At 67.0% G+C, this 24,471-nt stretch carries 25 protein-coding genes, 1 tRNA gene and 1 riboswitch; of the genes, 8 read left to right on the top strand and 18 right to left on the bottom strand.

What is annotated here, in order from left to right; genetic code table 11:
• Nucleotides 1-150: 150 nt before the first annotated feature.
• From EPN29_01080 to EPN29_01030, 11 genes are all read right to left on the bottom strand, one after another.
• The gene (locus tag EPN29_01080) at nucleotides 151-717 is read right to left on the bottom strand and encodes a histidine phosphatase family protein (GenBank protein ID TAN34938.1); all 567 of its coding nucleotides are present in this window, start codon (nucleotides 715-717) and stop codon (nucleotides 151-153) included.
• Nucleotides 714-1,229: an aminotransferase class I/II-fold pyridoxal phosphate-dependent enzyme gene (locus EPN29_01075; protein TAN34937.1), complete on the bottom strand. Its 516-nt coding sequence runs from the start codon at nucleotides 1,227-1,229 to the stop codon at nucleotides 714-716. The genes EPN29_01080 and EPN29_01075 overlap by 4 nt, the downstream gene beginning before the upstream one ends.
• Before the next feature lie 176 nt (nucleotides 1,230-1,405).
• Entirely contained in the window at nucleotides 1,406-2,137 is a 732-nt protein-coding gene (gene cobS, locus EPN29_01070; protein ID TAN34936.1) for an adenosylcobinamide-GDP ribazoletransferase, read from the bottom strand.
• Nucleotides 2,134-2,661, bottom strand: coding sequence for a bifunctional adenosylcobinamide kinase/adenosylcobinamide-phosphate guanylyltransferase (gene cobU, locus EPN29_01065; protein ID TAN34935.1), 528 nt, complete (start codon nucleotides 2,659-2,661; stop codon nucleotides 2,134-2,136). Before cobU ends, cobS begins: the two co-directional genes overlap by 4 nt.
• Complete coding sequence (gene cobT / locus EPN29_01060) at nucleotides 2,658-4,514, bottom strand: nicotinate-nucleotide--dimethylbenzimidazole phosphoribosyltransferase (protein ID TAN34934.1); 1,857 nt, start codon at nucleotides 4,512-4,514, stop codon at nucleotides 2,658-2,660. The genes cobU and cobT overlap by 4 nt, the downstream gene beginning before the upstream one ends.
• An 8-nt stretch (nucleotides 4,515-4,522) precedes the next feature.
• On the bottom strand, nucleotides 4,523-5,101 hold the full coding sequence (gene cobO / locus EPN29_01055; GenBank protein ID TAN34933.1) for a cob(I)yrinic acid a,c-diamide adenosyltransferase: 579 nt from the start codon (nucleotides 5,099-5,101) through the stop codon (nucleotides 4,523-4,525).
• Nucleotides 5,098-6,492, bottom strand: coding sequence for a cobyric acid synthase (locus EPN29_01050; GenBank protein TAN35028.1), 1,395 nt, complete (start codon nucleotides 6,490-6,492; stop codon nucleotides 5,098-5,100). Before EPN29_01050 ends, cobO begins: the two co-directional genes overlap by 4 nt.
• Nucleotides 6,492-7,247 (bottom strand): ABC transporter ATP-binding protein, encoded by a 756-nt coding sequence (locus EPN29_01045; GenBank protein TAN35027.1) that lies wholly within the window; start codon nucleotides 7,245-7,247, stop codon nucleotides 6,492-6,494. Before EPN29_01045 ends, EPN29_01050 begins: the two co-directional genes overlap by 1 nt.
• 32 nt (nucleotides 7,248-7,279) lie before the next feature.
• Entirely contained in the window at nucleotides 7,280-8,590 is a 1,311-nt protein-coding gene (locus EPN29_01040) for an iron ABC transporter permease (GenBank protein ID TAN34932.1), read from the bottom strand.
• Between the two features lie 19 nt (nucleotides 8,591-8,609).
• Nucleotides 8,610-9,485 carry an ABC transporter substrate-binding protein gene (locus EPN29_01035; protein TAN35026.1) on the bottom strand — a complete coding sequence of 292 codons (876 nt, stop codon included), beginning with the start codon at nucleotides 9,483-9,485 and terminating at the stop codon, nucleotides 8,610-8,612.
• Between the two features lie 159 nt (nucleotides 9,486-9,644).
• A riboswitch (cobalamin riboswitch) is annotated at nucleotides 9,645-9,703 on the bottom strand.
• A 59-nt stretch (nucleotides 9,704-9,762) separates the two neighbouring features.
• Complete coding sequence (locus tag EPN29_01030; GenBank protein ID TAN34931.1) at nucleotides 9,763-10,659, bottom strand: cobalamin-binding protein; 897 nt, start codon at nucleotides 10,657-10,659, stop codon at nucleotides 9,763-9,765.
• 39 nt (nucleotides 10,660-10,698) lie between these two features.
• Here EPN29_01030 and EPN29_01025 point away from each other — a divergent pair, with 39 nt between their 5' ends.
• Nucleotides 10,699-12,063, top strand: coding sequence for a cobyrinate a,c-diamide synthase (locus EPN29_01025; protein TAN34930.1), 1,365 nt, complete (start codon nucleotides 10,699-10,701; stop codon nucleotides 12,061-12,063).
• A 278-nt stretch (nucleotides 12,064-12,341) separates the two neighbouring features.
• Here EPN29_01025 and EPN29_01020 read toward each other — a convergent pair whose 3' ends face one another.
• Nucleotides 12,342-12,584, bottom strand: a complete 243-nt coding sequence (locus EPN29_01020) for a hypothetical protein (protein TAN34929.1) — start codon at nucleotides 12,582-12,584, stop codon at nucleotides 12,342-12,344.
• 143 nt (nucleotides 12,585-12,727) lie between these two features.
• Here EPN29_01020 and EPN29_01015 point away from each other — a divergent pair, with 143 nt between their 5' ends.
• The 4 genes from EPN29_01015 to EPN29_01000 all read left to right on the top strand — a co-directional run bounded on the left by EPN29_01015 (nucleotide 12,728) and on the right by EPN29_01000 (nucleotide 15,349).
• A complete protein-coding gene (locus tag EPN29_01015) occupies nucleotides 12,728-13,564 on the top strand; it encodes a hypothetical protein (protein TAN34928.1) in 837 nt (278 codons plus the stop codon).
• Between the two features lie 389 nt (nucleotides 13,565-13,953).
• A complete protein-coding gene (locus EPN29_01010) occupies nucleotides 13,954-14,727 on the top strand; it encodes a hypothetical protein (GenBank protein TAN34927.1) in 774 nt (257 codons plus the stop codon).
• A gap of 47 nt (nucleotides 14,728-14,774) precedes the next feature.
• Nucleotides 14,775-15,224, top strand: coding sequence for a helix-turn-helix domain-containing protein (locus EPN29_01005; protein ID TAN34926.1), 450 nt, complete (start codon nucleotides 14,775-14,777; stop codon nucleotides 15,222-15,224).
• Nucleotides 14,987-15,349 carry a transposase gene (locus EPN29_01000; GenBank protein ID TAN34925.1) on the top strand — a complete coding sequence of 121 codons (363 nt, stop codon included), beginning with the start codon at nucleotides 14,987-14,989 and terminating at the stop codon, nucleotides 15,347-15,349. Before EPN29_01005 ends, EPN29_01000 begins: the two co-directional genes overlap by 238 nt.
• A 40-nt stretch (nucleotides 15,350-15,389) precedes the next feature.
• Here the strand turns inward: EPN29_01000 and EPN29_00995 are convergent.
• Nucleotides 15,390-15,475 (bottom strand) — tRNA-Tyr (locus EPN29_00995).
• An 80-nt stretch (nucleotides 15,476-15,555) separates the two neighbouring features.
• Here EPN29_00995 and EPN29_00990 point away from each other — a divergent pair.
• A complete protein-coding gene (locus EPN29_00990; GenBank protein ID TAN34924.1) occupies nucleotides 15,556-16,851 on the top strand; it encodes an MFS transporter in 1,296 nt (431 codons plus the stop codon).
• Here EPN29_00990 and EPN29_00985 read toward each other — a convergent pair.
• Nucleotides 16,848-17,771, bottom strand: coding sequence for a LysM peptidoglycan-binding domain-containing protein (locus EPN29_00985; GenBank protein ID TAN34923.1), 924 nt, complete (start codon nucleotides 17,769-17,771; stop codon nucleotides 16,848-16,850). The two genes, EPN29_00990 and EPN29_00985, sit on opposite strands and share 4 nt — an antisense overlap.
• Nucleotides 17,772-18,203: 432 nt before the next feature.
• Here EPN29_00985 and EPN29_00980 point away from each other — a divergent pair, with 432 nt between their 5' ends.
• Nucleotides 18,204-19,136, top strand: coding sequence for a nitronate monooxygenase (locus EPN29_00980; protein ID TAN34922.1), 933 nt, complete (start codon nucleotides 18,204-18,206; stop codon nucleotides 19,134-19,136).
• A gap of 6 nt (nucleotides 19,137-19,142) precedes the next feature.
• On the opposite strand, the gene EPN29_00975 is transcribed toward EPN29_00980, so the two are convergent.
• Nucleotides 19,143-19,880 (bottom strand): SDR family oxidoreductase, encoded by a 738-nt coding sequence (locus EPN29_00975; protein ID TAN34921.1) that lies wholly within the window; start codon nucleotides 19,878-19,880, stop codon nucleotides 19,143-19,145.
• Nucleotides 19,877-21,469, bottom strand: coding sequence for a gamma-glutamyltransferase (gene ggt, locus EPN29_00970; protein TAN34920.1), 1,593 nt, complete (start codon nucleotides 21,467-21,469; stop codon nucleotides 19,877-19,879). The genes EPN29_00975 and ggt overlap by 4 nt, the downstream gene beginning before the upstream one ends.
• 107 nt (nucleotides 21,470-21,576) lie before the next feature.
• On the opposite strand from ggt, the gene EPN29_00965 reads away from it, so the two are divergent.
• Nucleotides 21,577-22,317 carry a hypothetical protein gene (locus EPN29_00965; GenBank protein TAN34919.1) on the top strand — a complete coding sequence of 247 codons (741 nt, stop codon included), beginning with the start codon at nucleotides 21,577-21,579 and terminating at the stop codon, nucleotides 22,315-22,317.
• A 9-nt stretch (nucleotides 22,318-22,326) separates the two neighbouring features.
• Here EPN29_00965 and EPN29_00960 read toward each other — a convergent pair whose 3' ends face one another.
• Together EPN29_00960 and EPN29_00955 are read right to left on the bottom strand one after the other, a co-directional pair.
• Entirely contained in the window at nucleotides 22,327-23,472 is a 1,146-nt protein-coding gene (locus tag EPN29_00960) for a hypothetical protein (GenBank protein TAN34918.1), read from the bottom strand.
• Nucleotides 23,469-24,404 (bottom strand): LytR family transcriptional regulator, encoded by a 936-nt coding sequence (locus EPN29_00955; protein TAN34917.1) that lies wholly within the window; start codon nucleotides 24,402-24,404, stop codon nucleotides 23,469-23,471. Before EPN29_00955 ends, EPN29_00960 begins: the two co-directional genes overlap by 4 nt.
• Between the last annotated feature and the right edge of the window lie 67 nt (nucleotides 24,405-24,471).

The following is a 24,471-nucleotide window of genomic DNA, read 5'->3' as shown; positions in this document are numbered from 1 at the left end:
GAAAAACCGGCCCCAACTATAGCGGAACGCCCAGAACGTGCGTTTGCCGCATTCCAGCGCTGGGACCGCTCTTCCACGCCTTCCACCACCGGCAGGCGCCGGGCCGCCAAACGTTTCCCAGACGCCCCTTCCCAGTCTCCCGTCCTGCCTTTACGTTCCGATCGCCAGAGGCCCGGCAACCTCCACCTTGAGCGCGGTGCCGGTGTGGAGTGGCTGCCGCCAAGCCTCCTCAATCGATACGCCGGTCAGCTGGTGGAGCAGCACAGCCAGCGGTCCTCGATGACAGACGACCGCTGCCAGCTCGCCACCGTCCAGCCGGCGGGGGAACCGCGCCACCCGCGATTCGAATTCCTCGAATCGCTCGCCGAATCCACTGGGCACGCAGCGCAAGTTGTTCTCCCACGCATCGGCCTCGTCGGGCTTATCGCTCCAGAGCTCATTCAGCGATCGCCCCTCCCACTCCCCAAAGTCGATCTCGCGCAACTCGGGGCACACATGCACGGGAAGTCCGTGGACGGCAGCAATCCGCTCAGCGGTCAACCGCGCCCGCACAAGGTCGCTCGAGAAGACTCGCCGCAAAGGCTCGGCCCCAAGTCGTTTCGCCAGCTGCGCGACCTGGCGTCGTCCCCGCTGGCTGAGCGGCGGATCACCATGACCAATCGCAACGCCAGGAGGTATATGTGCTTCGCCGTGTCGCACCAGCCAAACCGTGGTCATGCTTGACGCGTCAGGCCATCGGTCGTTGCCGCCAGACCGGCGATCGCGGTCAGCACGGCTTTCATCTCGCCCGGTTTAGGGGCCGCCAGCCGGACATGACCCGGAAGCCCGAATGAAGTGCTGTCCCGGACGGCGATTCCGCCGCGCAGCAGCACGGGTGCAGCACCTGGCGCGTGAGCGACCAGGTAATTGGCGTCCGAAGGCATTGGCACGGCGCCCGTCGCGGCCAGCGCCTCAGCCAGTTGCGCAACGTGAAGATGTCCCAGATGGGCTCCCGCCGCGACGTGGCTCGGGTCGCCGAACCCGGCCACCGCGGCGGCGATCGCCGGTGCCGAAAGCGGCCAGGCGGGTAGTACCCCGGGAAGCTGACCAGCGAGGTCGGCTTCGCTCACGACGTAGCCCATCCGAAGCCCCGGCATTCCCAGCTCCTTGGTCAGCGACCGGACAACCAGCGCATTGCTTGGTGGTCTATCGCTTTCGAGACCTCTTCCCCGCCTGACGAAACCGGTCATGGCCGAAAGACAGGGCGCGGCCGATGATGCCAACCACGGGATGAAACCGATCCGGCAATTCGCCGAGCGTGAGATCGACAGCGATCGCACCCAGCAAGAGGAGAGCTCGCCTGCTCATCGCCATATCGAGATCGCCTCGCCGAGCGCGCCAATGACGCCCAACGGTCTGAGGTCGCTCAACGGTGGGCGGCGAACACGATCAGCGCACCGAGCTGGGTCAGCTCGGCCGTCGCCCCGTACACGTCTCCGGTCGCCCCGCCAATCCGCGAGCGGGCGAGCGCACGTATCGCGAGCGCGACCATCACCGCCACCAGGGCAGCGACGAGAGCGCCTCGCCAGGCCAGCAAGCCGACGATCGCGGCAATCGCGGAACCAAGCACCACGTCAAAGGGCCTGTGAGCACCCGCGGCGGCGAGGCCAAGTCCCGCCTCCCGAACGTAAGGCAGCGTGGCGATCATCACCAGCAGCGCCCAGCGGGAGATCGCACCCGCGATCACCAGGGCGACGATCGCCCGCGACGGCGACATCGACGCCAGCGCGGCGACATCTCCGAGCAGCACCAGGATCACCGCGACCAGGCCGAACGAACCGACTCGGGGGTCGCGCATCACCTCGAGGCGCCGCGCGACGTCTTTGCCTCCGAACAGACCGTCCGCGGCGTCGGCGACACCATCCAGGTGCAGCGCTCCCGTCAGCGCGGCCAGGAGCGCGGTTGCGGCCACCGCGGCGATCAGCGGCGTGGTCAGACCCGCAATCAAGGCCAAGCCAACGCCCGCGACCAGACCGAGCAGCGCGCCGATGGCGGGAAAGTAAGCGCGGCCGAGACGCTCGCCGGGATGGCCCGCGGCTGCAGCGACCGGCACCACCGTCAGGAACGCGACCGCGGATCTGAAGGTGCGGAGGCTCATTCCGCGGCCAGCGCGTCTTCGGCCGACGGCAGGGCCAGCGCCCGGCCCGCCACCATGAGCAGAGTCCGCGAGGCCGCCTCGGCAAAGATCGCATTCACGCCGCCCAGTGTGTCGCCGAAGACGCGGGCAAGCTCGTTCGCCGGCACGATCCCGAGGCCGACCTCATTGCTGACGACCACGGCTCGGCGTTGCCGCAGCAGATCGGCAACGCGCCGCGCTTCAGCCAGCACGTCGCTACCGGTCCGGCCGTGACCCAACAGGTTGGAGACCCACAACGTCAGGCAATCGACGACCACATAGTCCGCCGGCGGCGCGGCTTTGACGGCTGAAGACAGGTCCAGCGGCGTCTCCACGGTCGTCCATGCGGTCGGGCGTTGAGCGCGATGGCGGGCGATGCGTTCGGCCATCTCGGCATCGCCAGGTTCGGCGGTGGCGATGAACGTCACCGGCGCGCCGGCTCCGGCCGCGAGACGGGCGGCCGTGTCCGACTTTCCGCTCCGGGCCCCTCCCAGCAGCAGGATCACGAGCTGGACGGCTGGGCCGGCGCACGCTCGACCCCGGTCTCATCGAAGCGGCCCATCTCCGCATGCAGGCGGGCGGCAAGCCCGATCAAAGGCAGAGCCAGTGCAGCTCCGCTCGCTTCGCCCAGACGTAGGCGCAGATCGAGCAGCGGCTCCAACCCGAGCTCGGTCAGCACGAGCGCGTGCGCCGGTTCGGCGGACCGATGGCCCGCGATCAGGTAATCGCGGACGGCGGGCTGGAGCCGGCAGGCGACCAGGGCCGCGACGCCGGTGGCGAAACCGTCCAGAAGAACCGGGCGGCGCGACGCCGCGGCGGCCAGCATCGCGCCCACCAGCGCCGCGAACTCGTGTCCGCCGAGACGGCGCAGGCTTTCGAGTGGATCAGCCCGATTCACTGAATTGACTCGGAGCGCGGCGGCGACGATTGCCCGCTTTCGCTCCAGGCCCTGTGCGTCCAGCCCGGTGCCGCGGCCGCAAACCGCCTCGGGCGATAAGCCGGTCAGAGCGGCCAGGAGCGCCGCGGCCACGGTCGTGTTGCCGATTCCGATCTCGCCCACCACGATCACATCGCTCCGCTCGGCCAGAGCCGAGGCCAACGAGTACCCGGCGGCAACGCCGGCTCTCAGCTCCTGCGGAGTCATCGCGGGCCCGAGCGTGATGTCAGCGCTTCCCGCGGCCACCCGATGATCGAGCACGCCGGGCCGATCGGCGCCGGTCAGGCCGACATCGGCGACGACAAGCTCGGCGCCGAGGGCGCGTGCCAGAACTCCGATGGCGGTTTCGCCACGTGCTGCCGCCTGCGCGACCTGCCCGCCGACGCGCGCCGGGTACAGGCTGACCGAATGGCGGGCCACACCGTGGTCGGCCGCGACCACCAGGATGCCGACTCGCGGATTGATCGGTGGAGGCGCTCCGGTCGCCATCGCCCAGCGTTCGACCAGCGTCTCGAGGCCGCCGAGGCTGCCCATGGGTTTGACCAGCTCGTCGGAGGCGTCCCGGATGCGGATGGCCGCGGCGGCATCGCCGGGCACGACCGGGGCGGCGAATGCGCTCCACCATTCCGGCAGCTCAGGGAGGTCCCGCGATGGGCCCGCAACCACCTGCGCTCCGTTCAGCGCGGAGGGCTCCGGCTCGCCCCAACCCTCGGAGAAGACGAATCCCTCCAGCGCCCGCCTGCGCTCCCAACCCGCCGCCTCCAAGCCGGGCCGGCTGGGCCGCTCGTCCGGATAGCCCACGCAAAGCCAGGCGACGGGCACGACGCTGGGAGGGAGATGAAGCAGAGCGCTGACGTCGTCGGGTCGATAGAACGACACCCATCCGACGCCGACCCCCCCGGCGCGAGCGGCCAGCCAGAAGTTCTGGATCGCCAGACACGTGCTGTACAGGTCCGTGTCGCGAATCGTGTGACGGCCCAGAACTTCGCCCCGGCCGCTGTCGCGGTCGCAGCAGACGCAGATGCTCAGCGGCGCCTCCCGGATGCCTTCGATTTTCAAGTCGAGGTACTGGCGGGCCCGCTCGTCGAAGTGCTCGGACTGGACCAGCCTCTCGCGAGCCGCGATCGCCTGCATCGCGGCTTTCGTCTCCTCGCTGCGGACCAGGATGAAACGCCAGGGCTGCATGAGGCCGACCGAAGGCGCCTGGTGCGCCGCTTCGAGCAACCGGCGCAGGAGCTGGTCCGGAATCGGGTCGGGACGGAAGCGGCGGATGTCACGCCGCTCCGCGATCACACGCATGACGGCCGCGAGATCGTCGTCGTCGAAGCGCCAGCCGGTGGGATCGTCGCGGCGTTCGCGGGCGCGCGAGTCATCGAAGCCGGCGGGAAGGCCGGGTCGGTCGAAGCGGTCTTTCGAATCCATCGGCAACTTCAGAAATCGATGCCGCGGCGGGCTCGGATGCCGCGGTCGTATGCGTGCCGCACCTTGACCATCTCGGTCACCGTGTCGGCGACCTCGATCAGCGCTTGGGGGGCGTCCCGGCCGGTGGCGATCACGTTGACGCGGTCGGGTCTCGTCCGGATCGCATCGATCACAGCGTCGCTGTCGATCCAACCCCAGTTCATCGGATAGGTGATCTCGTCCAGCACGACCAACTGATATTCGCCGCCCGCAATCGCCGCCGCCGCGAGCTGCCAGGCGGCGACCGCACGTCCCTCGCTCTTGTCGAGGTCGGGCGACTCCCAGGTGAACCCATCGCCGCCCTTGAGCCAGTCGACGCCGAGCCGGCGTGCGACCTTCTCCTCGCCGACCTTCCACTTGTCCGACTTGATGAACTGGATCACGCAGACACGCCAATCGCGGGCCACCGCACGCATGACCACGCCGAAGGCCGCGGTCGATTTCCCCTTGCCATCGCCGGTGTTGACCAGAACCAGCGAACGCGGATTGACCTCAGGCGCCGGCGGCCGCGGCGGCGGAGCGATGCCCGGCTTGTGCACGTCGTTCATCGGATGCCCGCCTCGCGAAGCAGATGCGGAACGTCCAGGTGCGCCTCGATGGCATCCGCAAGTTCATCGAATGCCTGATCCAGGGTGCGGCGAGGGCGGTCGTGAAACAGAGCCATGAGTATGCCCGGCTCCTCGAACAGTCCATGGACGTAGACGCCGAGCACCGAGCCGTTGATGAATCCGAGCCCGCCGGGAAGGGCCTCACAGACAGCCGCCGTGGTGATGCTTCGACCGTGCCGGATCTGGTAACCCGCGAAGGAGCTCCCGCTCAAAACCGCCCACGGTCCGGAGAGAGGCTGGAAGCATGTCGAGACCCGATCCGTGTGCTTGGCGGCGGTGAATGTCGTGCGCAACGGCAATAGGCCCAGTCCGTCGCCCGAGCCGTCGACGTCAGCTTCGTCCTCGATCCGCTGCCCCAGCATCTGCAAGCCGCCGCAAATCCCCAGGAGCGGCCTGCCTGCCCCGGCTCGCCTCTTCAGCGCCTCGTCGATGCCGGTGCTCACGAGCCACGCGATGTCAGCCGCCACGTGCTTCGAGCCCGGCAGGACGACGAAGTCGCTGTGCTCGACATCCTCGGCCCGATTGGTCCAACGCACATCCGCCACCTGCTCGAGCTGCTTGAATTCGTCCAGGTTGGAGGCGGTCGGATATCGCACCACCGCGACTGAGCACCGGCGATGCGAGTCGAGCGGAGTCGCCGCGCCGTCCTCGTCCGGCAGCCCGTGCCGCAACCACGGGAGCACACCGAGGGTGCGCACTCCGGTCAACCGCTCGAGGTGCTCGGGAGCCGGCGGGAGCAGAGCCGGGTCGCCCCGAAACTTGTTCAATACGAAACCGGCGATCATCGCCCGCTCACCGTCGGGGAGCATCGCCCAGGTCCCATAGAGGTGGGCGAAGGCACCGCCGCGGTCGATGTCGGCCACCAGCACGACCCGCGCCCCAGCCGCCGCCGCCGTCCGCATGTTGGCCAGGTCGGCCTCCCGCAGGTTGGTTTCCGCGGGGCTGCCCGCGCCCTCGAGCAGCAGCAAGTCGTGCTCCGCCTGCAGCCGCCGCAATGACCGCTCGATGACCGGCCACAGCAGCGGTGACCGCGATCGCCACGGCATGCGGCTGAGCTCGAGGTCGGGTTGGCCCAGGATGACCACCTGGCTTCGGTCGTCACCTTCAGGTTTGACCAGGACCGGGTTCATCAGGACGTCCGGCTCGACTCCGGCGGCCAGCGCTTGCAGGTACTGAGCCGTGCCGATCTCGCCGCCATTGACGGCGCGCGCGTTGTTCGACATGTTCTGGGCTTTGAAGGGAGCCACATCGATTCCACGCCGATGCATCGCCCGCGCCAGCGCGGTCGTGATCAGGCTCTTGCCGGCCGAGCTGGACGTCCCCTGCACCATCAGTGCACCCATCGCCGCTCCTCGCGTCGCGGCAGGACGATTACGGCGCCGTCCTCGCAGGTGACCCGGACCTTGGCGTCGTAGTGCGCGGCAATCACGTCCTCCAACAACACCGCGTTGGGCTTGCCCTCAGCCACCACGCGGCCGCCATCGAGCATGAGCAGCCGGTCTGCGTACTGCCCAGCCAGGCTGAGGTCATGCATGGCGGACAGGACGGTGAGTCCGGGGTCGCGGCGCAGCTCGTCAAGCAGCTCCAGCGCGTCCTGCTGGCGGCCCAGGTCGAGTGCGCTGGTCGGCTCGTCGAGGAGCAGAATCGGCGCCTCCTGCGCGAGCGCGCGAGCCAGCACCACGCGCTGCAGCTCACCTCCACTCAATGAACCCAGAGGGCGATCGGTGAATTGACCCAGACGAAGGCGCGCGATCGCTCGCTCGGCGGCGAGGCGATCGATCCGCGTCTCCGTCGCGAAATAGCGGATATGCGGAGTCCGGCCGAGCAGCACGTACTCGGCGACCGTCAGCTCGCTTGGGGTCTGAGGGTGCTGCGGCACCAGCGCGATCTGACGCGAAATCTGACGCCGGGTGCTGCCCTGGACGGACCGGCCTTCGACGAGCACCTGACCGGCAAAGGCGAGCAGCCCGGCGATCGCTCGCAAAAGGGTCGTCTTGCCGGCGCCGTTGGGCCCGATCACCGTCACCCACTCACCCCGTTCGATGGTCGCCGAGACGTTGGACAAGATGTGGGCGGCACCGGCCATCACTGAGACCTCGCGAATCTCTAGGGCGCTGCTCACATGACAGTCCTCCGCGAGGTCCTCAGCAGGATCGCGAAGAAGGGGGCGCCGAAAAAGGCGGTGACGACTCCGATCGGCAGCTCGGCCGGGGATAGGATCGTGCGCGCCAGCGCATCAGCCAGGATGAGGAACCCCGCGCCGGCAAGCAGTGAGAGCGGAACGATGGCTCGGTAGCTCGGCGACACCAGCAGGCGAATCGTGTGCGGGATGATGATGCCGACGAATCCGATCAAGCCGCTGACCGCGACCGCCGCCGCCGTGCCGGCGGTGGCCACCAACACGATCACCAGGCGGGCCCGACGCACGTCGATTCCCAGGCTCGCTGCCTCCTCGTCGCCCAAGCTGAGAACGTCGAGCACGCGCCGATGCAGCAGGATGATCACCGAGCTGACGGCGATGTACGGCACGACCACCACGACGGAGTGCCAGTCAGCGGTCCCGAACCCGCCCAGGATCCAGGAGTAGACCGCGCGCAACGTGTCAGATCGTTGCTGTTGAACGAAGGTCTGGATCGCGGTCATGAACAGGGCGACGATGACCCCGGCCAGGATCAGAGTGCTGGTGCCACGCACCCCGCCGGCGGATCGGCCGAGCACATAGGCGGCGATCACGGCAATCAGCGCGCCCGCGAATGCGGCGAGCGGCAGGAGCATGCCGATGTCGGTCCCCGCGGCAGTGTAGGCGATGGCCAGCGTCGCCCCCAGGCCGGCGCCCGCGGCGACGCCCAAGAGATAAGGATCAGCGAGTGGATTGCGAAACACACCCTGGTATGCGGACCCCGCAACGGCCAGCATTCCGCCCACCAGTGCGGCGAGCACCACGCGCGGAGCCCTGATCTGCCAGAGGATGGCGTCATCGACGCTGCTCAGCGGAGGCGAAACGTGGAATACCTGGATGTGCGCCAGCAGTGAGGCGATGATCGATGCCGGTCCGATCGAAGCGGCGCCGGTGCCCAGGCCCAAGAGCAGCGCTCCGGCGAGAAACCCCAGGGCGACGGGTGCCCATACGGCTGAGACCCCGCGTGAGCGCACCGCGATGTCCGGCGGTGCCTTGGCCGGCGCCTGACTTCCGTCCACCCCATCGCCGTCACCGCTGCGCCGCACCGATTCTCTTAGGGCGAAACTGGACAAGCAGTTGGGACAGACGCATCCATAGGCCACGGCGCGAATTTCCGCAAGCGTCTGGCGCTCGAGGACGACCGTCTCACACCAGCAGCCGGGCCGGCCTTGGGCGCACTCGAACTGCTCCTCGCAGAGCGGGCACGTCTTGATGATTCCGCTGGACGGTTCCTGGGCCGGCCTGGCCATCGCTTGTCAGGTGCCCGCCTTATGCCGTCGATCCTTCGACGGACTTCTCTGCTCGGGCGACCGCCTGCAAGAGCAGAACTATGCGAGGCCCCCACTGAGACGCGATCGAGTCTTCCACGGGCACAATCGCCCCAGTCTTGACCGCACGTATGGCACTCCAACCGGGCCGCGTCGCGACGGTCGCCGCGCTCTGCCCACAACACACCGTGTCGGCGAGAACGATCAGATCGGGGTCGCTCGAAGTGATGTACTCGGCCGATAGTTGGGGATAGTCATTGCCGCCGGGTGCGGCGTCGGCGATGTTCTGAAGCCCGAGAAGTTTGTACATCTGACCGATGAAGGTGCCCGAGGTGGCCGAGTAGTACGTCTGATCGAGCTCGTGGTAAACCTTCAATGGCTTGGCCGGCGGGCGCACCGACCGCACGATCGCATTCACCTGTTCTTTGATGCCGGACACGACGGATGCGGCCTGGGCCGAGTGGCCGGTTGCCTGCGCGATCTGGTTGATCTCGCCGTAGACACCGTTCAAATCGGCGGCGGGTGCTTCGACCAGAACCGGGATCTGCAGCTTGCTCAGCTGCTCGAAGAGATTGTCCGTATCGTCGGCCGCCAGGACCAGGTCAGGTTGGTATTTGGCAATGGCCTCGATGTTGGGCTTGAATCCGGAGAGCGAAGTCCGAGGAGCCTGCGCGGGATAGGTGGAGTAGGTATCGACCGCGACAACCTGCGTCCCAGCCCCGACCGCATAGAGGTCTTCAGTCGCGGTCGCCGACAGCGAGACGATGCGCGCCGGCCGGTGGGGGATCGTCACCGTGCCCTTCGCAGTGGTCAGCGACATGGGAAATGAGCTGGCGCTGGTGGCGGTGGTCGGGGTGCTCCCGCCGCAGGCCACCATGAACGCCAATGCCAGAGCAACCGCCAGGGACCTTGTGACCTTGAACCTCGACACCGGAACCTCCTCCCTTTCTGACTCGGAAAAAAGGAAGGGCTTGCCGGCCGGGGCCTGCTCACCGCCCTTCCTTCGAGGGCTGCTGGCTCGGTGTAGCGCAGGCGACCTGGCTCGGCCCCGTCGGGGGCCTCACAGTTGCGGGACAGCGCCGGAATCGCACCGGCTTCGCTGCAACAACACCGGCCGGGCATGGCCCGGCAGCCGAAGTATAGGGCGCTGAGGGTTACCGGGGCGTTCCGACCTTTTCGAGCGACAGCTCCGCGTATGGCAGCCCTGGGTCGGCCACCACGTCGCCGTGAATCAGGTGCGCGAGTTGCCGGATTCCGTCGGCGATCCGAGGCGCCGGTCGCGAAAAATGTGCGTCGCCGTCGACGACTATCGTCCTCACCGGCAAACGCAAGTCACGAGTCCTCTCCAGCGACTGCTGAAGGTTGAACCCACATGCCGCCAGGACGATCACGTCGGGTTTTTCCGCCAGCACGGCCTGCCAGGTGGTCGCAAAGGAGTACTCACCCGGCTTGCTCAGCACGTTGACACCACCGGCGGCTTCCACCATCTCGGGCAGCCAGTGGCCAGACCCGTAAGGCGGGTCAACCCACTCGGCCACGAAAACACGCGGACGCCTGCGACCCGCCACCGCGCCGCGGACCGCGTCGACCTTGGCGCGCATCGCGTCGGCGACGGCCACTCCCCGCTCATGCACGCCCAGCTTGTCGGCGAGGGCGATCACCGACTCCACGACGTCATCGAAGCTGCGCGGGTTCATCGAGAACACTTCGACGCCGATCGGGCAGGCAGTCGTCAAATCACCGCTCGAGACGGCGCAGACCTCGCAGAGGTCCTGGGTGATCACCAGGTCAGGCTTCAGCTCGCTCATCAGCCCGGCGTCGACGGCATACAGAGAATGGCTCTCCGACTTGGAATCGTTGACGAGCTGGTCGATCTGCGCGCTGGTGAGGCCGGAGGCATCGATGCGGGTGCGGGCCACGATCGGCTTGCCCGCCACCTCAGGGGGCCAGTTGCAGTCCTCCGAGATGCCGACCAGCGAGTCGAGCAGATCCAGCTCCGCGATGATGTCCGTCGCGCTTGGAAGCATGGAGACGATCCTCATCATGCGCATGGTAGCTTGAGGCTTCGCTTGAGGATTCCAGAGCCTGGCTTGGATTCAAGACCGCTCAGCGCCGTCGTGATCGGCGGCACCCACAGCGGCGTCGGCAAAACGACGATCACGCTCGGCATGATCGGAGCGCTCCGCCGTCGCGGCCTGACCGTGCAGCCCTTCAAGGTCGGGCCCGACTTCATCGATCCACTGCACCACGGGCACGCGGCCGGCCGCCCATCCCGCAACCTCGACGGTTGGATGTTGAGCGCGGACACCAACCGGCAGCGGTTCGCGGCCGCGACAGCGGATGCCGACGCGGTCGTCATCGAAGGGGTCATGGGTCTCTACGACGGCAGTGAAGGCAAGAGCGACCGCGGCAGCGCGGCCGAGATGGCCAAGCTGCTGGACCTTCCGGTCATCCTCGTGGTCGACGCCGGCGCAATGGCCCGGAGTGCCGCTGCGCTCATTCATGGCTATGTGAGCTTCGACCCAGCCGTCCGAGTGGTAGGGGTCATCCTCAACAATGTCGGCGGCGCAGCCCACGCCAACATGATCCGCGACGCTGTCGGGGACAGCATCGCCATCCTGGGCGCCCTCCCGCGCGTGGCTGACCTGGTGATCCCCGAGCGCCACCTCGGCCTATACCTGCCCCACGAGGGGCGTCAGGACTTTGTCGAGCAGGCGGCGAACTTGCTCGAAGCCCACATCGACATCGACCAACTGCTCCGCATGACCAGGATCGAGCGGCGCCGTGCGCCCCTTCCGGCCGCCCAGCCTGAGCCGCGCGTTCGTATCGGAGTCGCCCGCGACGAGGCGTTTTGCTTCTACTACGCTGACAACCTCGAACTGCTGGCTCAGGCGGGAGCGCAGCTGGTCGAGTTCTCGCCAATCCGGGATCCGATGCCCTCCAACCTGGATGGCCTTTACATCGGTGGCGGGTATCCGGAGCTCCATGCCCAAGAGCTAGCCGAGAACAGTGACGCGACGACCGCAATCCGGGAATTCGCTGCCTCCGGCGGTCCGATCTACGCCGAGTGCGGTGGCCTGATGTACCTGGCCGAGCAGCTCCGCCTCGGCGATGAGGTGTACCCACTGTGCGGGATATTGCCGTTCAGCACGACGATGCCCGGGCGGCTCAAGCTTGCGTACGTCGAGGTCGAAACCACCGGCGGCCTGTTCGGCGGCGGTCGGAGCGCCCGGGGCCATGTGTTTCACCGCTCCGAGATCAGCGGCGACCAACCCGTTGCACGTTGCTACCAGACCCGAACCAGCAGGGGCGAGCAGGGCGAGGAGGGATACCACCATCGGAACGTCCTCGCCAGCTACATCCACCTGCACTTCGCCAGCGACCCCGGCCTCGCCGTCGCCCTTGTGGATCGCTGCGAGGCATTTCGCTCGGGCGCCCACGCCTTGATCTCGTAGGGACATCTCACGTCCGGCCGACGTGTCTGCCGGCGAAGCGGAGAAGTGAACTCGTGGACGTCAGTGCGGAGATCCCCGACTCGATAGGGGAACGCAGCAGAGGTGTGCGAAACGATGCAACATGTGCGCCTTCGAGGCGTTCCCCAGCCGGTCGTCCTGGATCGAGCTGAAGCCAAAGGGATCGTCACCGCGTCCTTTATCGACGGATCAGGTCCGGGTCGGACATCCAGGCCACTCCGGGCGTCTGGTCGAAACCCCGAGCAGGTAGGCCGCGGCGATCACGCCACCATCGCGCCCTCGACCCGGCGTCGCGGCTGCAGAAGCCAGGTGGGAAAGTAGCTTCGCTGGCGCAGCTTGGGGATCGCCAGCTGGATGCTGCCGACTCGGGTGTCCCAATCCCGCTGCCGGTATCCGTTGCGTGAGTTCTCGCGGTCAGCAGTGCGCTCGCCAAAGCCGGGGTCGCAGACCGCCCTCGCCTGAGCGGACGCCACCGCCCCGGACGCTAACTCGACCATGGTCATCTTTCAGGATTCAAGCTCGCCCCCCGCGACGTTAACTATTTCCTTGACATGCGGGGCCTGCCTGCTAAAGTGACGCCACGCATGCGGGTGCCATTCGGAAACAGTGACGCATTCAACGACGTCACCGACTACTGGTAAGGAGCGTGAATGAATTGCACCATCCGGTGAGCCGCACGATTCGACGCATGGTAGCCGTCGTTGCCTGCGTACTCGTCCCCAGCCTCGTGCTGTCAATGCCTGTTTCTGCTCAGGACCACGCCCCCAGCCCAAACCCTGCCAATGTGCCACTGAGCTTGCAATCGCAGTTGCACGCTATGACAAATTCGCAATTGCTGGCGTACGAAGCGAAGATCCAATTGCTGAAGGCGTTCGAGCAGGCGCAAGGCAGCGGCGTTCAACCCCAATATTGTGTCCCACAATGCGTTCCGAACTATCGCTACGAATATATGAAGGATGTACTTGAGGGGGGATCAGACACATGGTGTGGTCCCGCCACTGCTGAGGAGATGTACTCGTCCTACAACTATTACTTTGCTGGCGATCCGTATGTCAGCCAGTCAACCGCGGAGCAGGACATGGCTTCTGCTCCGTCTCCTGGGCCATATTTTCATTCGTCCACGGGTACAGACCTTCCCGGAATCGCCTGGGAAATGAACCATCGTCAAAGCACGAATTACTACGTGATGCAGCACCTCGGTGGTGCCGGTGACGTTTATGACTACACGGCCGTAGACATCGGCGGCTACTACTATCCAGTCGCGTACGACGGCGAGACCGATGGCTATTACAGCCACCCCCTATATCCGCAATATGCGACGGTAAACTGGACGCACTGGTTTCCCGCCTACGGATACGACGCGAACTACAACGTTTATGTCGCTGATGTTCACTTCGATGCGAACTACGCTTATACGGATACCGCCATCTACCACTTCATTTTCGACTTGCTGGGTAGCAACAACGCGGTAATCACCTGGTAAGGAGATTCATTAGTCACGTAGACCTTCGGGGCAGCCGCTGCGCGGCTTCCCCGGTGATTGCTAGCCTGTTGCTTGTTCTCCAGCTGACAGCTTGCGGGACTTTGACCGCGGTTCCACCTCCGTCACCATCCCTGAGCTCTTCAAGCCCTAGCCCACTGCGATTGGAGCCCCAATCTCTCGCAGCTCTGGGTCCGCGGGGAGTGGGCGCAATCAACTGCAACGCCACTGAGGTAGCTTGGCCGACCGACTCGGCGCCAATTGCAAATGGCATCGTGCCAAGAAGGGATATCGTCGAACTCATAACAACAACCGGGGGCCCGCCGAGAGTAGTTGCGACGGCACAGCACGGTGGCGACCTCGACTCGCCAGTGCCCATTACATATCCTTGGTTGGTATACATTGAGTACCAGCAGCATCTCGAGTCGTCGAGCGCAGATTTCTGGTATTTGGACGCGGCTAACGTAGTTTCCGGTCAGGTCCTGGAACTAGCGAACGCAACCGCGGGACCCGCCCTACAAGAACTGCCCCGCTACGATGCGGCGGACGGACACGCAGTTTGGGATCAGTTCGACTCAGGTGGCAATCCGGTGCTGCGTCTGTACGATTTTGCGACGCTGCGCGCAATTACGGTCGCAACTCCCGCCGGCACCTTCCCCGTCAACCCGGCGATCTCAGGCAATGAAATCGTATTTGTTGATAACAGTACCGATCCCAATAGCAACAAGGAAGATTGGCTCGGGCGCAAGGGCAGTCTCGTGCGCTACGACATCCTCACGGGACGAACGACCATACTAGATACTGAGCCATCCGCATACGCGGTCCAGGCGGCGGGTTCACAGGTCACCTGGTTTGCGCAGGCTCTAAGTGGGCCGTCAATAAGAACCATGCCGCTAGGAGGGGGGCATCTAACTGTCATCGGAAACTATTTGGGCATTCCCCAAACAAATGGTTCGGTAGTAGTTTGGTATGACTCCCGGTCGCATGGATTTCTCATGTTTGGATTGCATGACCATCAACTTAACCGCCTTGAGCTCGGAAGCTGGCCCGATCCGCAAGGTCCATTTGCGCTATGTGGCGGCCGCTTGTATTTCGCTGTCGCTCCCGGTTATGACGGTGGCACAAGCACGATCCGTTTCGCCCAAGTCGGTGCGATCGGAAACTAGTTGAAGTTCCCGGATAGATATGGCACAGCCGGATCTACGTTGCTGGTGTGCCAGAAGCCTACGAAACCACCGCGTCCGACCCGCGCCGAGGGGTTCGGCGCCACCACTACCAGGAGGGGCCCGGTTTCCTTTTCCTGGCCACTCAGAACGGCCGGCCGACTATGGAGCATCAGGCCGGGCCTGGCCTTGAGGGAGTGCGGCGAAGGATGCGAACTGTGAAGCGAGCCTTGGAGGCTGGCGTGGAGACGGCGAGTCGAGAATCGGGAGTCCCTCGCAGGTCTCTGTATCGCTGGATGGTCCGTTACCAGGAGACCGGCATCGATGGGCTGGTCAACCGGTCCCGGAGCCCGCTCCAACTGCGCCCGACGATCCCGGCCTGCGACCCAACGAGCTCTGGCACGTCGACATCAAGGGTCCGTTCTTCATCAACCTCAGCGGCAGGGGTTACATCAAGACCTGGATCGTTGGCCTGGTCGACGACCATTCGCGCTTCGTGATCGGACTTCGAATCCTGACCGAAACCAAGGCGGCGCCCATCCTTCGATGGCTCGACGAATGCTTTGAGCTGTGCGGCCGGCCGCTGCAACTGATGAGCGATAACGGCCTTCCCTTCGTCGTCTAAATGCCGCATCCAGCACCTGCGAACCCAGAACAAATCGGGCTGGTGGGCCGGGAGGGAGTCGAACCCCCAAAGCTTTCGCGGCGGTTTTACAGACCGTTGGGCTCGCCAGATGCCCATTGCCGACCCACAGCTTGCCGCCGAAGCAGTCGGAGGCGCGAAAACTATCGTAGCCGTTCAGGCGTTGGGCCCGACGCCATAATGGCCCCGTGGCGCGGGGCTATGCCAGGTATGTCCTCGCCGTCATGGTTGGGATCAACTTCCTCAACTACATGGACAGGTGGGTCGCTTCGGCGGCCGCGCCCCTCATCCAGAAGGAGTTCGGCCTCAGCGACGCGCTGATCGGCCTGCTCGGCTCGGCCTTTCTCCTCGTGTACGCCGTCGCCGCCTTGCCCTTCGGCTACTGGGCCGATCGCGGCGTCCGCCGCACGGTGGTCGGGGTCGGAGTCGCGCTCTGGAGCCTCGCGACCTTGTTCACCGGGTTCGCGCGCAGCTTCACCCAGCTGTTCCTCAGCCGCGCGGTGCTCGGCATCGGCGAGGCCGGTTACTACCCCGCCGGCACCTCCCTGCTGTCGGACTACTTCCCCAAGGAGCAGCGCGGCCGCACGATGTCGATCTGGGGCGCCGGCAGCACTCTCGGCATCGCCGTCGGCTTTGCGGGGGGCGGCTACATCGCCGAGAAGTTCGGGTGGCGCAGCGCCTTTTACATGGCCGCGCTTCCAGGGATCCTTTTCGCGCTGCTCGCGTTCGGGCTGCGCGAACCGCTTCGCGGCAGCGCCGAGAGTCGAGGCCCGGCGGTCAAACAGACCCATGACGCCGGCTGGCGAAAGTTCTTGGATCTCATGCGCATCCCCACTCTGCGCGCCGCGATCCTGGCTCAGACCGTCCTCTATTTCGTGCTCGCCTCCAACGCTTTCTGGCTGCCCCTGCTCCTGCACCGGCGATTCGGGCTGTCCGTGGGCCAAGCAGGGCTACTCGCGGGGGTCGTGCTGGTCGGGGGCGGCCTCATCGGCACGCTGGCGGGGGGCTGGATCGCCGACCGCCGGGCGCGCAAGACGCCGGGCGCCCACCTCGAGGTCGGCATCGCCGGCTTTCTGATCGGAGCGGTGTTCATCACCATCGCACTGATCGCTCCGATGAACGTGGGACCGGTCCCGGTGTTCATCCCCGCCTTCCTGGTCACCGTCGTCTGCCTGTACCTGCATGCCGGACCGTTCACCGCCGTCTCGCAGAACGTGGTCTCGCCCGCGCTGCGCGGCAGCGGAGTGACGATGCTGCTGTTCGTGTCCCACGTCTTCGGCGACTCGCACTCGACGTTCGACATCGGATTCCTTTCCGACCGTATCGGCAGCCTTCAGACGGCGCTGCTGATCACCTCGCCGACCCTGCTCGTCGTCGCGGCCGTGATCGCCGCCACCGGCTTGCGCACGGTTCGGCCGGACATCCAGGCGATGGAGGACGAGTGGGCGGCGCGCCCGGCGCAGCCGGCCGAGGCTTTCGGTTAGTAGATGAAGCCGACCAGCTTGCTGCCGAGCTGACCCGGTTTGATGGTCCGCTCGTCGATCACGTTGAAAGCGAGCCAGTTCATCTCGGACACGACCCACGAGCCGTCTGGATTCACGCTCTCGACGTAGGCCACGTGGCCCGCCCAGCTCTCCCAGGTGACCATGATCGAGCCCACCCTGGGCGTGGGGCCGACCGGGTAGCCCTGGGCTGCGGCATTGGCGTACCAGTAACCGGCATCTCCGCGCCAGGTCACGTTGCGCTTGGTCGCGACGTACCAGGTGCACCAGCCGGCCGGGAAGCCGGTGGCCGGGTAAGGGCCGAGGCAGCAGCCGACGACGTGGGCTGAGAACGGCTGGCCCGAACCGGTGCGCGCGAGCAGCTGCCACAGGGCGGGAGGCGGCGGGAAGGCGCCGCCGACGCCGTCCGGGATGACCAGGACCGCGCCGGCCGTGAGCTGCGAGCTGCGCAGCCGGTTGAAGTCGAGGATGACCTGCGGGTCGACCTGGTACTTGGTGGCCAGGCCGGCCAGCGTATCGCTCGCCTTGGCGGTGACGACGACTCCCGGCACCGGCGGAATCACGACCTGGGCGCCGGTGGAAACCGAGTCGGTGGAGATCAGGTTGGAGTTCGACCACCGGATCTGGCTCACGGTGACGTGGAACTTGGCCGCGATCGCCGCGAGGTTTTCACCGGCGGCCACGGTGTAGACGAACGGGCTGTGGCTGATCGGTGCGGAGGTCGGGATGGCGACCGGCTTGATGATCGTGCTGTACCGGCCGAGCGATACGTCGCCCACGGTGCCGCCCTCGGTCACAGCCACCGCCTCGGCATTCACGGCGCCCAGCCGAGCCGTCAGGGACGAGGGGAAGTGGCGATCCATCGACGCATAGCTGGAGATCGCGACCGCCACGGCGAGCACGACAGCATGCGTTAAATATCGATGGATTCTCAATAAATCTACCCCGTGAACAGCGAACCCGCCCGGCTGTGGTTGGGCTCCCCAGAGACGGGCGTCACCCTAGCAGACCTCCGTCCGGCGCGTCAACCCTGGGGCTTTGGCTTCCGCCCCACTTAACGGCCTGGCGCGCCCCCCCGGCCCAACTCGACCCGAATACGAGGTTGCGGTCCCCCAGAGGGCCTGACGACGAACGACAGTTCGTACTCCGGGCGCCGGTTCAGCCGGCCCATCGCTGAGCATGAGGAGTCCAACGTCAGACGGCTCCGGTCCTTGCCGGGAGCCGGCGCGAGGCCGTGACCGCGGTGACCTCTTTGACCTACCGGTATATAAGTGACGCGCGCGACCCCTCGCCCCCGCCCTCGTCTGCCGCCCGAACCTATCCTTGTCGGGAGCATGGCCCGTCTCCACACCCAACTGTGCGACCTCCTCGTCATCGAATTCCCGATCCTCCAGGCGGGGATGGCCACCAACACGACCCCCGAACTGGTGGCCGCCGTGAGCAACGCCGGCGGCCTCGGCATCATCGGCGGCCTCGGCCGCTCACTCGACGAGCTGCGCCGCGAGATTCGCAGCGTCCGAGAGCTCACCTCGCGCCCGTTCGGCGTCAACCACGTGGTCTGCCATCTCGACGCCGCCGCCGTCGAGATGACGCTCGCCCAGCGCGTGCCGGTGCTCTCGCTCGCCTGGGGGCGGGCGGCCGAGCTGACCTACCAAGCGCATGAGGCCGGGATCAAGGTCGTCCACATGGTGAACACGCCGGAGGAGGCAGGCCAGGTCGCGGCCGACGGCGCCGACGTCATCGTCGCGCAGGGCACGGAGGGCGGCGGCCACGTCGGCAGGATGTCCACCTTGCCGCTTGTACCCCAGGTCGTCGACGTGGTCGGCGGCACCCCGGTCGTGGCCGCGGGCGGCATCGCCGACGGGCGCGGCGTCGCGGCCGTGCTCATGCTGGGCGCGCAGGGGGCTTTGATCGGCACCCGATTCCTGGCCACCCCCGAAGCGCGCTCCCGCGGTCGCTCCAAGGACGTGATCCTCAACGCGCTGGGCAGTCAGACCGTGGCCAGCAAGTTCTACGACGACGTGCTCGGGCGGTTGTGGCCGGGCGCCGTGGTGCGCTCGATCCAGCATCCGCTCCTCGACGAATGGGCCGAACGCCCTCAGGAATGGGCGCTGGCGGCCGACCAGCTGCGGCCCTCTCTCGAAGCCGCTGTCGCGGCCGGGGATTTCGTCCTCGCGGGCGAGTCGAGCGGCCTCGTCCACGACATCGTGCCCGCGGGCGAGCTGGTCGCCAGGATCGCGCGGGAGGCGGAGGCGCTTCTCGGCTGAATCGCCCTACGGCCCGCCCCGGACGTAAACCGTCTGCCCCGACACGAAACCGGCTTCGTCGCTGCACAGGAATGCGATCACGGCGGCGATGTCGGCCGGCTGCCCGACCCGCCGCAGCGGGATCTGCGATGCGGCGCCGATCTTGAACGCCTCGTAGTCGATACCCAACCGCTCGGCGGTCGCCCTCGTCATCCGCGTCTCGACAAAGCCGGGCGCCACCGCGTTGACGTTGACGTTGAACGGCCCGAGCTCGATGGCAAGCGTGCGCGCCATCCCCTGCAGCCCCGCCTTGGCGGCGGAATAGTTCGTCTGGCCGCGGTTGCCCAGCGCCGACGTCGACGACAGAAAGACCATCTTTCCGTACCTCTGCGCGACCATGTGCTTCTGGGCGCCGCGGGCGCACAGGAACGTGCCCTTGAGGTGGGTGTCGATGACGGCGTCCCAGTCGTCGTCGGTCATCTTGAACAGCAGGTTGTCGCGGGTGATGCCCGCGCACGCCACCAGGATGTCGAGCCTCCCGAGCTCCTTGACCGTGCGCTCCACCATCCGCTCTACCTGCTCGCGGTCAGTGACGTCGCACCCGATGGCAAGGCCCTTGATCGGGCCGGCAACCTCCGCCGCCGGGGCCGCGTCCAGGTCCGAGACCGCCACCCTGGCGCCCTCCGCCGCCAGCAGCTGAGCGGTCGCGGCTCCGATGCCTCTTGCGCCGCCGGTGACCAGGGCGACCTTGGCTGAGAATCTCATGCCGTCTCGGTGTCGAAGGCCGCGCCCCCGTCCTTGCGCGGGTCGGACGCCCCGCTCAAAAAGCCATCACGCTCGGCCACGATCACCTGCGGGCGCGAGAAATACGGGTCGTAGCTCAGCGTTCGCCGGTTGACCTGATAGCCGAGCTTCTCCAGGCCCTGGCACACGACGAGCGGAATCCGCGCCTCGGCCTGCACCACGTCGCCCTGGAAATCGACGCGGGGCGCGCTCACCGCCTCGACCGGCGACATGTCATGGTCGAGAACGTTGACCAGCACCTGCAGGATCCCCGTCACGATCTTGGTTCCGCCCGGCGCGCCGACGCACATGCGCAGCCGCCCGCGGTCGAAGACAAGGGTCGGGGTCATCATCGTGACGCGCGTCTTGCCGGGGCGCACCGCGTTGGGCCTGCCCGGCCGCGGGTCGAAGCAGTTCATGTAGTCGTTGTAGCCAAACCCGAGGCCGGGGGTGACGACGCCGCTGGCGGAACCGAGGGTGTGCGTCAGCGACACCGCGTTGCCGAGGTCATCGACGACGCAGACCTGCGTGGTGTCGGAGCGATCGTGAGCCCTGGCCCCGGCGGCGACGACCTGACGGGCTTTGGCGGCGTACTGCTTGTCGACCAGGGCGCCGGTGGGGATCTCGATGAAACGCGGGTCGGCGATGTGGAGCTCCCGATCCGCCACCGCCCAGGCCATCGCCTCGACCAGCAGCCGGGCGGCTTCGGTGCTCGGCCAGCCGTGGGCGCCCAGGTCGTAGCCCTCGAGGAAGTTCAGCATCTGGAGCAGCGTCAGGCCGCCCGCCGGAGGGCCGGCGACCGTGAGCGCCAGGCCGCGGTAGGTGCCGCGCAGGGGCTCGGTCACGTTGACGCGGTAGCTCTCCAGGTCGTCCTTGGTGATGAAGCCACCATTGGCTTCAAAGTCGGCCGCCATCGCCTCCGCGATCTCACCCTTGTAGAAGACCTCGGGGCCCTCGCGCGCCAAGCGTTCGAGCGTCTGGGCGTAGTCGGACTGCACCAGCCGCTCGCCGATGTCGTAGAGCCGGCCGTCGTGCGTGTAGATCGCCTTGGCCGCGGGCGTCGCCTGGATGCGCTGCCGGTTCGGGACGACATCCGGTCCGTAGTCGGCGGTCCAGTAACCATGCACGAAGCCGCTCACCGGGAAGCCTTCGCGCGCCAGCGGGATGGCGGGCGCGATCGCCTGCTCCCACGAGATCGTACCGAAGCGCGTCAGCGCTTCGAACAGGCCGGCGACCGTGCCCGGCACGCCCACCGATTGATACCCGACGTCGTTGACCCAGCCGTCGAGCACGTACCCGTACCGGTCGGCGGCCTCGCGGATAAAGAGGCTCTCCCATTGGTCCTCCCGAGCCCGCGAACCGGCGGTGGCGTAAAACTCCAGCAGCGCGTCACCGCTCCTCGGGCCGTGCACGAGCATCACGCCGCACCCGCCGATGCCGCACATCTGCGGGTCGATCACCCCCTGCACGAAAGCGCAGGTGACGGCGGCGTCGACGGCATTGCCGCCGCGCCTCATGACCTCGAGCCCGATCTCCGCCGCCTGTGGCTGCGGGCAGACGATGATGGCCACGGGCGTAAGCGTATCGGGCTTGGAGCCGGGCGCCGCGGGCGATCGTCCTTGCCACCTTGCGTAACTCGCCTCCTGCCCGGCCCGTTGCTAGCCTGAGTGGGAAGGGCATGAGCTGGGTGCCGGTGCCGGCGCGCCGGCTGGCGCTCGCCCTGGCCGCCGTCGTGGCCTTGCTCAGCCCGAGCGCCCTCACCATGTGGATCTGGACCCCTTCAGGTGGGGACGTCCAGCAGCGGGTCCGTGACCGGACCGACGCGTATGGCGTCGTCCTCCTGTCCGAGGGCGAGATACCGCCGCTGCTGGCCGACGCCGTCGTCGCCACCGAGGACGAGCGCTTCTACTCCCACCACGGCATCGATTCGATCGGCCTGGGCCGGGCGCTGCTCTACGACCTCGCCAACGCCTGCCTCTGCCAGGGCGGCTCGACGATCACCGAACAGCTGGTCAAGGACGTGTACCTCAATGGATCGGACCGCGGCTACAACAAGCTGCAGGACCTCGTGCTGGCGCTCAAGGTGGAGCTCGTCCTCACCAAACAGCAGATCCTGGCCGACTACCTGAGCGAGATCCCCACCGGTCAGAACCGGTACGGGGTGAGCGCGGCCGCGTGCGCCTACTTCCGAGCGCCGCTGTCCGACCTGACGATCGCGCAGTACGCGTTGCTGGCGGGCGTGACCCAGGCGCCGTCGATCTACGACCCGACGGTGAATCCCGGCGCCGCCCAGGCCCGCCGCGGCCAGGTGCTGTCGGCCATGGCCTTCCACGGGTACATCACGCCGGCTCAGGCCGCAGCCGCCGCCGGCGAGCCGGTGCTGGTTCGCACCCCGCAGCCTTCTGGGTGCGCTGGCTGAGGTTGCCGCTCAGCCGGCCCAGGCGATGGGCGACGTGGCGTCGAAGCCCAGGTTGGTCGTGACCTGGATGGGCCTCACCACCGGCGGGGGCTGTACGACGACGGGCGTCGGGGACGGCAGCGGGCCGTTGTGGGGTCCTCCCGGTGTCGGCGTCGGAGTCGGTATCGGGCTCGGCGCCGGCGGATTGTAGGCAGCCTTCGGCAGGAACCACAGCTGGAAGGGGGCGTCAGGCGCCGCCGGCGCGAAATACGCGATCCCGGAGCCGTCCGGCGCCCAGGCCGGCTGCGCCACCATCTGGTCGGTGATCACCGTCTTGCGTGCACCCAGGTTCGAGCCGTCGAACGGGGCGATGACCAGCTCGGCGAGCTGCTTCTCGTAGGTGCAGATCATCGCCAGCTGGTGCCCATCCGGTGACAGCGAGGGCTCGGCGCAGTCCTCGGACGGCGACGTCAGGGCATGACCGTACTCCCGGCCGTAAGTCAGAGGCCGGGTGGTGACCCACAGCTGGCCGATCAGCCTGTCGTCTGGGCCGTACGAGTACTTGGTGTAGACGATCCCGCCCCCAGGCAGGGGCACGGGCTGCATGTCCCCGCCCGTGTAGTCGTTGGAGTTGGTCCACAGGCGGCCCTGGTGGATCGTGCCCCCGAATGGCACCGCCCACACCGACATCAGGGCGTCATAACCGAACTTGGGCGCGTCGTAGCTCATGAACAGCGTCTTCCCGTCGCCCGCCAGGCGGGGATAGAAGGACCAATGGTTGTCGGCGGTGTCGTAGCTGCGCGGGCCGGCGGCATTGTTGGTCAGCTGGCGCTGGACCTGGCCGAAGAGGCCCAGCTGGTAGACGTCCGAGTAAAAGCCGCTCCGCTTGACGGCGAGCAGGCTACTGCCATCGGGGAACAGAGCGGGTTGGGTCCAGCCGGCCTCCGCGGTCAGCTGGTGGAACCGGCCCGCGCTCAGGCTGTACAGAGCGCCTCCCTGGGCGAGGTAGAGCGTGCCCGGAAGGGTGACCGCCTGCGCGCGCGGCGTCGCCGCCGTCGGTCGTTGCGGCGGCACGGCGACCTTCGACTGGCGGGCGCCCAGGTACATGTACGAGCCGAACCCGGTGACCAGCATCAAAAGGGCCAGTCCGGCGGCGAGCAGGAAGCGCGAGATCATGGGAAGTACTGGTGCACCAGCGGGAGGATCAGGCTCCAGTTCGCGATCACGCTGCCGTCCGGACCTCCGCCGTGGGTGTATGGCGGCAGGAGCACGATCTGCTTGATCGAGTCCGGGTTGTCAAAGCTGGCCGCCAGGGGCACCAGGCGCGCCACGCGATCCAGGCCGATGCTCGTCTTGAGCTCTCCGCCGATGGCAGTGGCCAGGCCGGGTATGTCCTCAGGTGAGAGCTGCTTGGCCTTCTGACGGATCGCCAGCAGGACCTGCTGCTGGCGCTGTGATCGGCCGAAGTCACTCTGCAGGTCGCCGTGCCGCGACCGGACGTACTGCAGCGCATGGGTCCCGTCCAGGTGCTGCGGGCCAGCCAGCACCGCCACCCGCTGGTAGCCGTAGGGGTAGTTGCTGTTGATGTCCAGCGGGTAGTAGTCATCGATCACGGGGTTGCTGGTCACCACGTCGACGCCGCCGATAGCGTCGATGACCTTGATCAGGCCGAGCAGGCCCACCCAGATGTAGTCGTCGACGTGCACGCCGAAGTCCTGCTCGACGGTGGCGATCGCGGCGCCCGGACCCCCATACGAGTACGCGCCGTCGATCTTCCCACTACCCCCGACGGACAGCGGCACGTAAAGGTCGCGCGGGATCGACAGCATCGTGACCTGCTTGGTGGCCGGGACGACGCGGACCAGGATCATCGACTGGGTCAGAACGTGGTCGGCGTTGAACTTCGAGTCGTCGTCCGAGCCGAGCAGCAGGACCGTGAAGGGCCCCCCCTGCACCTGCGGGCTGGGCGACGGCGAGGGGGTGAATAGCAGCGTCGGCGCGGGTGATGGCACCTTCACCACCTGGCCGGTGGCCCCGATCGCGGCGGCGGCGGCCGGGATGAAGTAGGCGAAGCCGCCCGCCGCCGCCGATATGGCGATGGCAAGCACGGCAAGGAGAAGGCTGCGTAGAGGGCTTAAGCGCCGGCGCGAAGCTCGGGCGCGGTGCCCCGGTCGG

The organism is bacterium, assembly GCA_004299235.1.
Lineage (GTDB): Bacteria > Chloroflexota > Dormibacteria > Dormibacterales > Dormibacteraceae > SCQL01.
Note: the sequence above shows the minus strand (reverse complement) of the source record. Positions and strands in the feature narration are given on the sequence as shown.